This is a genomic window from Desulfobacter sp. (assembly GCA_028768525.1).
Taxonomy (GTDB): domain Bacteria; phylum Desulfobacterota; class Desulfobacteria; order Desulfobacterales; family Desulfobacteraceae; genus Desulfobacter.
Genome location: CP054837.1, coordinates 5,045,195 through 5,059,177, shown reverse-complemented (window position 1 = coordinate 5,059,177; position 13,983 = coordinate 5,045,195). Strand labels below are relative to the sequence as shown.

The 13,983-nt window shown below is 55.3% G+C and carries 14 protein-coding genes; all 14 read right to left on the bottom strand.

The features are described from left to right. Positions 1-31: 31 nt before the first annotated feature. Positions 32-1,003 carry an HD domain-containing protein gene (locus HUN04_22250; protein WDP92295.1) on the bottom strand — a complete coding sequence of 324 codons (972 nt, stop codon included), beginning with the start codon at positions 1,001-1,003 and terminating at the stop codon, positions 32-34. 22 nt (positions 1,004-1,025) lie between these two features. After that, positions 1,026-1,397, bottom strand: coding sequence for a cytoplasmic protein (locus tag HUN04_22245; GenBank protein ID WDP92294.1), 372 nt, complete (start codon positions 1,395-1,397; stop codon positions 1,026-1,028). Between the two features lie 81 nt (positions 1,398-1,478). Further along, entirely contained in the window at positions 1,479-2,780 is a 1,302-nt protein-coding gene (locus HUN04_22240; protein WDP92293.1) for a TRAP transporter large permease, read from the bottom strand. Then, on the bottom strand, positions 2,777-3,268 hold the full coding sequence (locus HUN04_22235; GenBank protein WDP92292.1) for a TRAP transporter small permease: 492 nt from the start codon (positions 3,266-3,268) through the stop codon (positions 2,777-2,779). The genes HUN04_22240 and HUN04_22235 overlap by 4 nt, the downstream gene beginning before the upstream one ends. A gap of 1 nt (position 3,269) precedes the next feature. Then, positions 3,270-4,286 (bottom strand): TRAP transporter substrate-binding protein, encoded by a 1,017-nt coding sequence (locus HUN04_22230; GenBank protein WDP92291.1) that lies wholly within the window; start codon positions 4,284-4,286, stop codon positions 3,270-3,272. Between the two features lie 128 nt (positions 4,287-4,414). Further along, a complete protein-coding gene (locus HUN04_22225) occupies positions 4,415-5,596 on the bottom strand; it encodes a hypothetical protein (GenBank protein WDP92290.1) in 1,182 nt (393 codons plus the stop codon). Positions 5,597-5,633: 37 nt separating this feature from the next. Continuing rightward, positions 5,634-6,068, bottom strand: coding sequence for an OB-fold domain-containing protein (locus HUN04_22220; GenBank protein WDP92289.1), 435 nt, complete (start codon positions 6,066-6,068; stop codon positions 5,634-5,636). Between the two features lie 87 nt (positions 6,069-6,155). Continuing rightward, positions 6,156-6,923, bottom strand: coding sequence for an enoyl-CoA hydratase/isomerase family protein (locus HUN04_22215; protein WDP92288.1), 768 nt, complete (start codon positions 6,921-6,923; stop codon positions 6,156-6,158). Between the two features lie 33 nt (positions 6,924-6,956). After that, positions 6,957-8,333, bottom strand: coding sequence for a CoA-binding protein (locus HUN04_22210; protein ID WDP92287.1), 1,377 nt, complete (start codon positions 8,331-8,333; stop codon positions 6,957-6,959). Between the two features lie 93 nt (positions 8,334-8,426). Continuing rightward, on the bottom strand, positions 8,427-9,125 hold the full coding sequence (locus HUN04_22205) for an acetate--CoA ligase family protein (protein ID WDP92286.1): 699 nt from the start codon (positions 9,123-9,125) through the stop codon (positions 8,427-8,429). A gap of 27 nt (positions 9,126-9,152) precedes the next feature. Then, positions 9,153-9,920, bottom strand: coding sequence for a glucose 1-dehydrogenase (locus tag HUN04_22200; protein ID WDP92285.1), 768 nt, complete (start codon positions 9,918-9,920; stop codon positions 9,153-9,155). A 105-nt stretch (positions 9,921-10,025) separates the two neighbouring features. Further along, positions 10,026-10,358: a cupin domain-containing protein gene (locus HUN04_22195; GenBank protein WDP92284.1), complete on the bottom strand. Its 333-nt coding sequence runs from the start codon at positions 10,356-10,358 to the stop codon at positions 10,026-10,028. 1 nt (position 10,359) lies between these two features. Beyond that, a complete protein-coding gene (locus HUN04_22190) occupies positions 10,360-11,199 on the bottom strand; it encodes a carboxypeptidase regulatory-like domain-containing protein (GenBank protein ID WDP92283.1) in 840 nt (279 codons plus the stop codon). 4 nt (positions 11,200-11,203) lie between these two features. After that, a complete protein-coding gene (locus HUN04_22185) occupies positions 11,204-13,723 on the bottom strand; it encodes a molybdopterin-dependent oxidoreductase (GenBank protein WDP92282.1) in 2,520 nt (839 codons plus the stop codon). Positions 13,724-13,983: the final 260 nt, after the last annotated feature.

Sequence of the window (13,983 nt, the reverse complement as noted above, 5' to 3'; positions counted from 1 at the left end):
TGGACCGCCGCCGGCATGGTGCCGGCCCTGGTCAGTGTACTGTGGGCTCGGGGAGGCAGAAGGAGAAATCATACCCGTTGTTCCGGTTGCAGGCGGCACAATCGATATTCACCACCAGCCGGTCCCGCTTGATCCCCTTTTCCCGGTCAAGACCGACGGCCAGGGGGTTCCAGCAGTGCTCGCAGAACCGGGGGAGCACCAGGTAAAGGCGGACAATCTCCTGGGAATATGTTCCCCAGTTGACATCCATCCTCCTGATTTCATATTCTGAAATCCCTGTGATCCTGAGCTCTTCAAGATAATTTCTGAACAGGGAAATTGAAATGCCTGCCTTTTTCCGGGCCATGTCCTTCCCGGACCGGGTGTACATCCGGGTTTCCAGGGCGGCCGCATAGGTAAGTTCCTTGCTCAGGGTTCTAAGAATGCTGTTCCGGATCGCCATTCCCCTGAGTACGGATTTTTCAAAAAAATTGGCAAACCCCATGTGGCCGAATTTGATCAGGAAGTCGGCATCATTGACGATCCGGGTATTGATATCCCCCCGTTTTTTGTCGTTATGCAGGGCCAGGATGCTCTCCTGGACCTGCAGGGCCTCTTCCCTGGAAAAACCGGTCCTGGCAAGCAATTTGCAGGCAATCTGGGCCCCGGCTTCCTCTTCGGGGGCTTTACCGGCGTGGAATTTTCCGTTTTCAAATTTTCCGCAGTCATGGAAGAGCGCCGTAATCACCGGGAAAAGGGGATCCACCCCCTCCCGGTAAGAAAGCGTCATGGCCAGGGAGGCAACGTACACCGTATGCTGCCATAAAAAGCTGTCTTCCCTGGAATCATTGCAATACTTGAATTCCGATGTTTCAATCACCTTGCGCGCCGCCCGCATCAGCCCCGGGCTGCGGCGGTTCAGCAACTGCCGAATATTCTTGTATTGGCCGGTCGTGACACCTATTGCCTGTCCCAGGGGATAATCCTCCGGGACGGTTGACATGAGTTTTCCCGTTGTCAGCATAATTGTCACCTTAGTTTTAGGATTAGGCGGAAATCTTACCATGTCCCGGAATAATGCGGGATTTTGGCCCCGGGCCCGCCTTGGATTTATTCTGCATCTGCTTTACCTGTTCCACCAGGGAGGCCAGGGCCTTCTCCATGGCTTTGGGAAAGGCGTCCACGGCCTCTTCCAGTGAGGTGGCCGGCAACATGGACCGGACCGGGATGGGCCCTTCGGGGGAGACCATCTGGGTTTCTCCGAAATACCGCCTGGTACGGGACTCATCGTCTGTGCCGTCAATATGGATGGGGCAGAGCACCTTCAGGGTGGCGATTTTAAAATCAGTAATGGTTTCTTCGCGGTAGAGGTTGGTCTTGTCTACGGTAAAATCGTCGTGTTTAATCTCGTCGCTCATGGGACCTCCTAATATGCGTTTTTGTTAACATGTTGCCGCGAATGTGACGCAGCCCCTGATTAAATGTATTATTTTCCTCTGTCAGACCTTCATCAGATCGGGGAGAAACAAAACGATCTGGGGAAAGATGATCATCAGCACAATCTGACAGAAATCCGCTACCAGAAAGGGGAAAACCCCTTTGAAAACCGTTTCCATCGGCACATTGGTAATGCCCTTGATGATAAAGACATTCAGCCCCACCGGCGGGGTGATCAATCCCATCTCAGTCACCCTTACCATGAGGATGCCGAACCATATGGGATTGAACCCCAGGTCAATGACCAGGGGATAGAATACCGGCACCGTGAGCAGCACAATGGCCAGGGAATCCATCAGGCATCCCAGAACCAGCACCACCGCAAGAATGAGCACCACGATGACGTACCGGTTCACGGGCAGTGCGGAAACCGCAGAAGACAATTCGTAGGGCAGGCGGGTGATGGAAAAAAAGTATCCCAGTATCATGGCGCCCAGCACGATGAGAAAGAGCATGCCCGCAGTCTGCATGGTTTCGGCCAGGCTGCCGGTGAATTTCGCCCAGGTCATCTTTTTACGGAACAGGGAAAACAAAAAGGTGCAGAAGGCACCGATCCCTGCGGCTTCAGTGGGAGTGAACACCCCCAGATAGATCCCGCCGATGACCAGCAGGAAGAGCACGATGACTTCCCAGGTTTTCAGCAGGGCCAAGAACTTATCGGTCAGGGTGGTCCGGGGGCCCGGCGGCCCCAGTTCCGGTTTCATCCGGGTGAGGATCAAGATGGTGATGATATAGAACAATGCCTCAAGAATGCCGGGAATAAAACCGGCCAGGAACAGCTTGGCAATGGATTGCTCCGTTAAAATTCCATAAATAATAAGAATCACGCTGGGGGGAATCAGGATGCCGATACTCCCGCCGGCGGCGATGGAGCCGGTGGCCAGGGCGGAATCATACTTATACTTTTCCATTTCAGGCATGGCCACCCGGCCCAGGGTGGCCGCCGTGGCCAAACTGGAGCCGCTGATGGCGGCAAAACAGGCACAGGCCGCCACCGTGGCCATGGCAAGTCCCCCCCGCAGGCTGCCGAAGAGCTTATGCACCGCCCGGTACAGATCCTCGCTCATGCCCGCGGTAAAGGCAAAGGCCCCCATGAGGATGAACAGCGGGATCACACTCATCCCCTGGTTGGCAAAGGTGGTGTAGGGAACCGTCTTCAATACCCCCATGGCCACATCAACCCCTGCGATCCAGGCAAACCCCAGGAACCCCACAAGGCCCATGCAGATGCCGATATGCATACGAAGCAGAATCAGGACAATCAGCACGCAGATGCCGATAACGCCGATGGTGACCGGATTCATTCTTTAACCCTCCATTCCACTGGACCACCTGTCAAAAGGTCATGCAGCAGGATCAGTGTAAACGCCCCCATGCCCAGGGCAATGGGAATCACAAAGGGATAGGTGGCAATGAGGAGCACCGAAGAGGTCAGTTTGGATTCAAAGGTTTCCACCACATAGAGGCAGGTCTGCCAGGTAATCACCCCGAGAAAGGCCAGGGAAACCAGGGATACGGGGATATAAACCGCCTTTCTCACCCTGCGGGGGAATTTTTCCATGATGAATTCCACGGACACATGGGCGCGGCAGTATGCGCAATAGGCGACACTGAATGGAATCAGCACCGCCATCATGTACTCCACCAGTTCCAGGGCACCGGCAATGGGGGCATTAAGCATATAGCGGCAGGCCACATCCAGGGCCGTCAAAAACATCATCATCGCCAGGAACAGGGAACCGGTCCATTTCAGGGCGGTGGATACAGCGGCAATGGTTTTTTCCAGCCCCACCCTATTGTCCCCCGTTCAGTACGAAATCAAGGATATGGCGGGCATTGGCATGGCCCTGTTTTTCCATTTTCTCCACCCATTTATCCCAGATGGGTTTCCCCCCCTTCTCCAGCCACCGGGACCGTTCCTGGTCGCTCAGTGTAAAGATATTGCCGCCGTCTCCGCCAGCCTTGACCTTTTCCATGCCAGCGGTTTTCATCCGGTCGAAAAAGTTGCGGCCCCAGTATCTGGACCCGTATTCCCCGGAGACCGTTGCGATGGCATCCTGGATATCCTTGGGCAGGCTGTCCCATTTACGCTTGTTCATGGAAATGGAAAAATAAACGGCAGGAAAAGGCACTTCCGTATAGTATTTGGCCACTTCATAGAACCGCCATACATTGATGGCCTCCCAGGGGGCGCCCATTCCGTCGATGACGCCTTTCTGCATGGACAGGTAGTTGTCGGGCATGGGAATAAGCATGGGGGTGCCGCCCAGGGCCCGGACCATATCAGTGGGGGGACCACCGGTCATCCGTATCTTCATTCCTTTAAGGTCTTCAAGGGTCTTCACCGGCTTGTTCACGGTAATCAGGGTGTAGGGATCGCTGGTATAGAACAAGAGCACTTTTACATCCTTGTACTCTTTCTGGATCTCCGGGAACTTATCGTAGAGTTTCCACAGAATGGCACTCCCCTCTTCCGCTGTTTTAAAGGGAAGACCGGGCAGGCTGATAACGTCGGACAGAGGCGTCATGCCGGGCCAGTAGCCGTGGAAGCACCAGCCGATATCCGCGATGCCCATTTTGGTGGCATTCCAGATGTCCTTGCCCTTGGACAGGGTCTGGCCGTAATACCGCTGGATCTTGACCCTGTTCCCGGTGACCTCCTCTATTTTATTGAGCCAGGGATCCACGCAATTGATGGAGCTCAACCCCGTGGCCGGATTCTGGTGGGCAAACCTCAGGGTAATGGGTTTGGCAATACTCAATGTCGCTGCAAAAAGGAGCAGGGTAAAAACGATGATCACTTTTTTCATGACGGTCTCCTTTTCAATTAAACTTTTCTTTCATTCTCTTGATGGTTCTTGGCCTGCCCCTAAGTTGTCTGCATCACAAAGGAGTGGACGCCAATATGGGCCCTCCGGCAAAAGGAAGGCCAAAGCTGCTATACTGAAAGGATGGTGGTCCCGCTGTTGCCCATCAGGCCATAGGTCTGGGCCATGGCCACCTTGGGGTTCTCCACCTGCCGCTCGCCGCATCGTCCCCGAAGCTGGCTTGCACATTCGATCACCTGCCAGAGTGCCTGGGCTGAAAGGGCCTCCCCGTGGGAAGAAAATCCCCCGCTGGGATTGACGGCCAGTTTTCCGTCGATCCGGGTCTCGCCGTCCCGCAGCATCTTATCGGCTTCACCCTCGCCGCAGAAACCGCAGGTCTCCAGATAGACCAGGTAATGCCAGGAGCTGTTGTCCGGCAGTTCCAGCACATCGATATCCTCGGGGCCGACCCCGGCCTTTTCATAGGCCTGGCGGGAGGCGGAGTAGCTTTCACTCAGCATGGGCGCCTCGGCAACGGCCGGGCAGGAGAGTGCTGAAATACGGATGGTGGGATCCCCGTAAATGGCGCTCCCCATGGTGGTGGCGTTGATCTTCACCGGATTGTCGGCCTTGGCGATCAATTCCTTGTCTGCGGTAACAATAACAGCGGCGGCGCCGGTGCTCACCGGGCAGATCTCGTACAGCCTCAGGGGATCGCAGACATAGACGGAGTTGAGGACCTCTTCCATGGTATAGGCCTTTTTAAACCGGGCATCGGGATTCTTGGACCCGTACTCGCTCATGAGCACCTTGACCCTGGCCAGGTCCTCTTCGGTGGTGTCGTATTTTTCCATCCGTTTCCGGCATTCAAGGGCCCAGTAAATGGGGTTGGGCATCCCGCCCATCTTCCACCGGATCACATCCCTGTCCTGGACCGCATTGTCGGATTTTGCCGTCAGAAATCCCTTGGGGGAGACATCGGCGCCAAAGGCAAGGGCCGTATCGGTTTCGCCGGCGGCCACAGAATTGTAGGCCATTCTGATGGAGGCGGAGCCGGTGGCGCAGGCGTTGTACACGTTGACCACGGGGACCCCGGTTTCCCCGAAAATACTTTCCAGGTACTGGCCGGAAAGGTGGCCGGCATTGCCGCCGTAGATAAAGATACCGGCCATGATGGCCTGGATCTTCTGCCATTCGATATTTGCATCTTTTAAGGCACCGTCAACGGCAACGGCTGCGAAATCGGCGAATACCTGCTCGGAAAACCCCATCCACGGGTGTATCCCGGTTCCAATAATATATACATCTCTCATGGTGATTATCCCTTATTATGGTTGTCGTATTAAAAGGTTATAGAACCGCTTTAAAGGCCCAGGTGACCACTTCCTGCTTTTCCTCATTGACATAGAGGTCAAGCACCGTGGTTTCCATTTCCATCCCCACCTTAAGGGATTTCAGGTCGGTCTCGGTGATGATGCCGGTGATCTGGATTTTTTCCGCTTCAAATTCCACCAGGCCGATGCCGTAGGGGGTGATCTTCTTATCGGTTCTAAAGGGGGCGGGGCAGGGATAATATTGGACCGTATAGCTGGCCAGTTTTCCCTTGCCGGGCAGCAGGACATTTTCCACGCCCTCCCTTGAACAGCCGGGGCGGTGCTGGTAATGCTCCCTGGGAAAAAAGTAAGTGCCGCAGGAGGCGCATTTCGCACTCATCAATCTCACTTCGCCTGTGGACCAGTCCACTAAATTTGGAATCCGGGCGACCTTATTTGCCATGTTTTCCATTTTCTTATTCCTCGCTGACCTATGGTTAGTTTAATATGGTTAATTAAAAATGCCTGATGACAGCTCCACCGCCGGGCCCTGCAAACCTTACCGGCCGGTAAACTTGGGTGCCCGTTTTTCAAGGAATGCATTGACCCCTTCGGTTTTATCCTCCAGGGACAGGGACAGGGCATACATTTCATATTCATAGTCAAGCCCGTCCCTGAGGCTGGTCTGCATCCCCTTGTTGATGGCCTGTTTGGCCAGTTTCAGGGCTGCCGGGCTCTTTTTGGCGATTTTAGCCGCGATCTCCTTGGCTGCGGGCATCAGCTCATCCATTCCCACCACCCGGTTGACCAGCCCGATCCGGTCCGCCTCGTCGGCACGGATGATATCGCCTGTGAAAATAAGTTCCTTGGCCCGGCAGACCCCGATGAGGCGCTGGAGGCGCTGGGTGCCCCCGCCCCCCGGGATAATGCCCAGATTGATCTCCGGCTGACCGAACTTCGCCTTTTCAGAGGCGACAATGAGGTCACAGGCCATGGCAATCTCGCAGCCCCCGCCCAGGCAGAAGCCGTTCACCGCGGCGATGACCGGTTTACTCAAATTTTCCACAATGGAACCCAGGCGGACGATATTGTGGGCGGCAAAGGAGGTGGTGGCATGGAATTCCTTGATGTCCGAACCGGCCACAAAGGCTTTTCCCGAGCCGGTGAGGATGAGCACCTTTACGGCATCGTCTTCCTCCACATCCCTGGCGGCCTCGGCAAATTCCGCCCGTGTCTGTATATTCAGGGCATTCATGGCCTGGGGCCGGTTAAAGGTAATGACGGCAATCTTATCTTCTTTTTCGAGAATAATATTTTCGTAACCCATGGGCGTTTCCCCCCGTAATGAGATTAAATTCGTTTAGGATGATTGTTTGCGCATACCGTACTGGCAGAGTTTGCTCAGCGCCTTTACCCCGGAAATCAGAGAGGGGAAGACCGGCAGCTCTTTGCCCATTTCGTCCATGATGACGTTTTTATACTTGTTGTATCCAACGATCATGCAGACCACCACGGGCTTGCCCACTTCCCGGACGATTTTTTGGATGATCTTTTTCTGGACGGCTTCCTGGGTATATTTGAAACCGGCCAGAATCACCACGGCCGCGTCAATGTTGGGATCCCTGAAGGCATCGGGGAAGGTGGTTTCCAGGGTCTTTGTAAACCCGATTTTGGTCACCGAATAATAGAGGTCCACGGGATTGCCCACGGGGGTGTCGAACATATCCTTTAGCTTTTCCGTGGTTTCAGGGGTGAGCTTGGGCAGTTCCAGGCCGTGGGCGGCACAGAGGTCCGAGACATTGACCCCCACGCTTCCGGCCAGGGTGATGACGGCCACACGGTTCCCCCTGGGCAGGGGCTGGGTGGAAAAGACCTTGGCAAAATCCTTGAGTTCCGTAAAATCATCGGCCATGATCATTCCGGTCTGTTTGACGGCGGCTTCCACGATCTTGGCGTTGCTGGCGATACTGCCCGTATGGCTCATGGCCGCCTTGGCCCCGGCCTCGGTCCGCCCGCCGCTGAGGAAGATCACCGGCTTCTTGGCCGCCGCCTTTTTGGCGATCCGGGTCAGGTTCCTGCCGTCTGAAACCGTCTCCAGGTACATGGAGATCACGTCCACATCATCCTCGTTGCCGAAGTATTCCAGCAGATCATTTTCATTGAGGTCGCATTTGTTGCCGAATGAGCAGACGTGGCTGATATTCAGACTCTCGTTTTCAACGATATCCGAGGCCATGCCGGCGGCCAGCAGCCCGGACTGGCCGATGAGCACCACATTGCCGTCGGGGACCTTTTTGGTCATGGGGTAGATGGAGGTGACGATGTTCCTGGAGACAATCCCCGAGCAATTGGGGCCCATCACCCTGATATTGTTTTCTCTGGCAATATCCACGATCTGCTGCTGGAAGACCTTGCCCTCCCCCCCCATTTCGGCAAAACCGGCGGACTCGATGATCACGGCCTTCACCCCTTTCTGGGCACACGCTTCCATGGTGGCCACCGTCAGTTTCGGCGTGGGCAGGGCGGTGACCACCAGGTCCACATCACCGGGGATTTCTGTGACAGACCGGTAGACCTTATATCCCAGGATCTCGTCTGATTTGGGGTTCACCGGATAGACGTCCCCGGCAAAATCGCTGTCCAGAATATTTTTTACAATGACATACCCCAATTTCCCAGGGGTGCCGCTGGCGCCGATGACTGCTACCGATTTCGGTTTGAAAAATAATTCTATCATTGCCCTCTATCCTTCCTTTTCTTTGCTCTCAGGTATTTGGCGTTCTGCTGTTTGGCTCTCTGGTGTTGATCGGTTCTGTCCGCGGCCGGCACCTTACTCGGCCGAAAGAATGATCCTAGCATCCACCACTGCGGCCCCCGCTTTATAGGCAAAGACCGGATTCATATCGATCTCTTCAATCCCGGGTGTCCTGTCCACGAAATCCGAGAGCGTCACCAGCATATCCTGGAGGCAGGCCACATCTGCCGGATCCTGTCCCCTATAGCCCTCCAGCAGTTTTTTACCCTTTATTTCCCCGCACATCTCAACGGCGTCGTTTTTATCGATGGGGACGATACGGAAGGAAACGTCCTTGAGCACCTCCACCAGTACACCGCCCAGGCCGAACATGACCACAGGGCCGAAGCTGGGGTCCTTGATCATCCCCATGATGACCTCGGTTCCCATCTCGGCCATGGCCTGAACCGCCACCCCTTCGATGTCGGCATCGGGGTATGCCCCCCGGCAGGAGGCCATGATTTCATCCCAGGCCTGTTCCACTTCCCCTTTGTTTGCCAGATTGACCTTGACCCCGCCGGCGTCGCTCTTATGGGTGATATCCTTGGAAGAAATCTTCAATACCACCGGATAGCCGATTTCATGGCTTGTTGCCACGGCCTGTTCTTTGGAGGATGCAAGTATGGTCGGGGTGCAATTTATGCCGATTTCACCCAGGATGGTTTTGGCTTCAATCTCGGTGAGCACCGTCCTTTTTTCCGCTCTTGCTGATTTGATTATTTCCGGTCCAGTCATGGGTTCTCCTTTACACACAGGCTTGGGTTACTGGGCGGTGAGCCCGCCGTCCACATAGAGGGTCTGCCCGGAAACAAATCCGGAAGCCGCCGATGCCAGGTATACACAGGCCCCGGCCAGGTCCTCTGGAAGCCCGATCCGTCCCATGGGAACGGCGGAGGCATACTTCTTGGCCAGTTCCGGATTTTCGGCAATATGCTTGGTGCCCGGAGTGATGATCAGCGCCGGACCGATGGCGTTCACACGGATGCCCAGGGGCGCCCATTCCAGGGCCAGGGCCTTGGTGATCAGCTCAACGGCGCCCTTGGTGGCGCAATACCCGGAATTGCCCCCGGTATATCCCCTGATCCCCCGAACCGAAGAAAGGTTGATGACGGAACCTTCCTTCTGCTCCCGCATCACCCTTCCTGCGGCCTTGCAGGCAATCATGGTCCCTTTGACATTGACGTCAAAGAGCCGGTCCCAGTCTTCTATGGGGTATTCAAAGGCATCGTGCTTGATGTTCATGCCCATGGCATTGACCAGGATGTCGATGCGGCCGTATTTTTCCTTTACCTTGTCCACCAATGCATTCATGCTCTCTTCACTGGTGACGTCGCAGGAGATGGCAATGGCCTCCTTTCCCGATTCCTTTGTAATCTGAGCGGCCACTTCCTCAATGGCGTTCTGGTTGCGGCTCGCGACCACCACATTGGCGCCGTGGATGCCCAGTCCCAGGGCCAGGGCTTTGCCGATGCCCCCGGCACCGCCGGTGACGATGGCGATTTTTCCATCCAGTTTAAAAAAATCTTTCATAATATCCGCCTTTCTATTGATGACCCTTTATGTAAAATTAACATATAAAATTACATGTATTTTATAAGATACGTCCTTTCCCATTCCCTTTTTGCCCTGGAGGAATCAGGGGGTTACGATGAACACGAGGACTTCAGCGGGCTTTCCGTTGTTGATGACCATATCCCGCTCCTCGCCGGGGGCGATGTAGATCATCCCCCCCTCGTCGATCACATGGGATTCCCCGTCCTTTCCGTTGACGGTGATACTGCCCTTGGTGACGTAATAGACCCGTTCCTTGGGCGAGGGGCACATCTCGGCCCCCCCGTCGGGCTGAAAATAGGAATAACACACCGTTATCCGCTGGGAGTCTTCTTCGGTAAGTTTTTGAATTCCGTATACGCCTGAATGCTTGGCTGCCTCATAGGGGATGCCCTTGGCATCTTTAACACTGATCATTTTATGCCTCCTTTGCCATGAGGATTTCTCCCAGGTTGACATCGGTACGGGTGAAAATTTCGGTGGTATAGGTCCCATACCCCTCTTTTTCAACGGTGAGGGTATAGGATGCATCCTTTTCAAGGCCCTCAAATTCAAAATCACCGTAATCGTCGGAAACCCCTTCCCGTTTTTCCCCGTTGCCTTCAAGGGTCAGCCTGACCCCGGCGGCGCACTCCCCTTCGCTGCCGGCCAGCACCACTTCGCCGGCAAGGAATTTTTTGGGAATACCGGCGTAAAGCACCGAAGGGCCGGTGCCGAATTCCGGGTGAAAAGCGGCGGCATCCAGTGCCTTTGCCGCAAGGGAAATGTCACTGGATTCGTCGTCCAGGTCCCCGAAATACATGGCGCCGGTGGGACAGGATTCCACACAGCGGGGCTCCTTTTCCCCTTGGTCAAGTCTATGGGCGCAGAGGGTGCATTTCTGGGCGATCTGCTTTTCCTCATTCCAGAAAATGGCCCGGTAGGGACAGGCATTGACCACCTCTTTCTGGCCTTCTATCTTTTCCGGATCAATGACCACCACCCCATCCTCCCGGCGGTAGACGGCATTGTCCTTGGCCGCCGCAATACAGGGGGCCTCCCGGCACTGCATGCAGGGCACGGGGATATAGGAGAGTTTGGGCTGGGGGAATTTGCCCCGTTCGATCTCCTTGATCTGCATCCAGAACTGTCCGTTCAGGGGCTGGGCCGCTGACAGGGGCAGGTAGTCGTTTCCGAAATGCTCGTCCCGGCAGGCCAGAAAGCAATTGTAGCAGCCCGTACATCTGTTGACGTCGATTAATATACCTTTTCGTGCCATTTTCTTAACCCTCCCACTTTTCAATTTCAATGAGGCAGGAATTGGGCGTCATGCCCGGTGCATTCTGGGAAACCATCCGTGACGGCGTCAGGATATTCACACATCCCCCCTTGTCCGGGGCATCTGCATCCCCCGGGATCAGGGGATCATATTTGGCCGAGGATGCATAGCTGTGGATCACCCCGGGCTTCACCCGTTCAGTGACCACGGCGCAGCAGAGCACCCCGCCCCTGTCGTTGTAAAGCCTGACAATATCCCCGTTTTTAATGTCCCTTGCCGCGGCATCCGACGGATGGATCCTTGCCGGCCACCAGGCATACCCGTCTTTTTTAATGCGGTGGACGGGGATGTCGTCCAGCCAGTCCGTGTGCTTGTCATAATGGCAGTGGAAGGAAAATCTGGGATGGGGGCTGAGCAGCTGGAGGGAATATTTTTTAAAGATGTCTGACCGGTGCCCCTCAAAGCTTGGGATATATTTGGGGGAAACCGGCCGTTCCTCGTCGTCGGGGAAGTGCTGGCGGAGACTCTCGGAGGCAAACTCGATTTTCCCCGAATAGGTGCCCAGTTCATCGGCCTTGTCCGTTCCCCTTTTTTTATTGTTGGGGTCCGGGGTGTCGCATTCCCGTCCTTCGGCAAACCATCTCAGGGCCGGGGTGGGCTTGTAGTCCTCCTTGATATTGATGATGTGGTACCCCTTTTTGTTAAAGGTCTCCCAGTCCACCACCTTTGGCAGGTCTGAATGGTCGAAAAAGGCCTTTACCCATTCAAGCTCCGTCTTTCCGTCGGTGAATTCCTCTTTTTTCCCCAGCTTGTCTGCGATGAGGGTAAAGATCTCGAAATCGGATTTGGACTCCCACATGGGTTCCAGACATTTTTGCTGGCGGACCACGATCCGAAAGTTGCAGCCGGAGCTGGCATGGCAGGTGTAGCCGCCGCAGGCCCCCCATTCCCCCACGTCGTCCCGCTCGAAATTGGTGCAGGCCGGCAGGATGATATCCGCCATCCGGGTTTCGCTGTTATACCAGCAATCCTGGTTGATGACGAATTCAAGCTTGGGGCTCTGGTACATGCGGACCCACTTGGAGGTGTCGCTCATGGTGCCCATGAATGAGCCGCCGTATCTATAGAACATCTTGATTTCCGAGTAGCCTTCCATGGGATACTCAAAGTGCTTGAACTGCTGGTCCAGGGACTGGCCGCAGAACCCCTCGCCGTACCAGCTCACCGGGGGATCGAGGACGGCGTCGGGCAGGGTCAGCCGCCAGAGCCGCTGTTTGGTGGGGTTGCCCGGCAGCTTGTTGGCGATGCTGGTGGTGGAGACCCGGCCTTCAAGGTCGGCATAGGCCGGGAACCAGATATCCACGTCAGAGGGGGCGCCCATGGTGGTGCCCCAGATGCTGCGGCCCGGCTTGCCCAGCCCTTGCATGGCCTGGAGCAGGACCATCATCCTGGCCCACTCCGTGCCGAATGCGGTCCGGCAGGCCCCGCCTTCGCCCCCCCGGGAGCCCCCGGAGAGGATGGTCCGCTTGGCCGCCCATTTCCGGGCCAGGGTCCGGATCACCCGGGCCTTGATCCCCGATTCTGCCTCGGCCCATTCAGGGGATTTGGGGGTGCCGTCGGTTTCCCCCATCACATAGGGCTTGAATTCGTCAAAACCGATGGTCCTGTTCTTTACATATTCCTTATCGTAAAGGTCTTCGGTGATCCATACATGGGCGATAGCCATGGCCAGGGCCGTGTCCGTGCCCATGCGGGGGGCCAGCCACTTGCAGTCCATGGCGGCGGCCGTAAAATTGTGAAAGGGATCGATGACGATCATCTCCACCCCTTTTTCCTTGAGCCAGGTCCGCCACATGGCCGAATCCTGTCCCGTATAGGTGCCCCGGGTGGAGTCGGGGTCATTGGACCAGAATACGATCATTTCCGCATTCTGGAGGGCGTCCCCCAGCATATCATAGGGTTCTGGCATGCCCAGGCGCCAGTAAAAGCCGTAGGTATGGGTGGCGCCCCAGTGCCACCCCTCCCAGGAGTCGGGGTTGTCCAGGACCGGCGTGAATTCAAGCATGTTCATGAACCGGGCAAAGGGCCCCATTTTGTAGCCCACAATCCCCCAGTTGTGATGGGAGGAGGTCATGCCGCTGATGGCGGATCCGCCGTAGGTATCTTTTACTCTGGAGATCTCTTTGGCGATGATATCAATGGCCTCGTCCCAGGAAATCCGTTCGTAGGCGGATTTTCCCCGGTTCTGTGGATTGCGCTCTCCGTCGGGATCGAAATCCACCCGCTTCATGGGGTACTTGATACGCTCGTCGGAATAGAGGCGGCGCCGTTCACCGTGGACGTAGGGGGCGATATGGAATTTTTTGCGGGGCGAATATTTTTCTCCACCCGCCTCGATCACCCAGGGTTTAAAATCCTTTTCATCCGCGACCAGCGGCCGGATCCGCTGAACCTTGCCGTCTTTGACATAGACACTGACGGGACCTGCATTGGTGCAATTGGTAAAAACTTGTTCTGTCATCATTAACCTCCCGGCTTTCCCGGTATCCATCGTTTATTTCTTGGCATCTTACCCGCCCGGGTGTGATGCAATCCAATGATGCTCAGTTTTTTTATGACTACTATAAGATTTTTATCATGCCATCACAGTTTTCATAAAATATTACATGCAATTTTGTAGAACACAAGTTTTTTTTTCTTTTTTCTTTAAAACCTTATTTTTATATGGCCGCCTCTCCGGAGAATCCCCTTTATTTACAAGGTATTTTAAAGATTCCCACGACA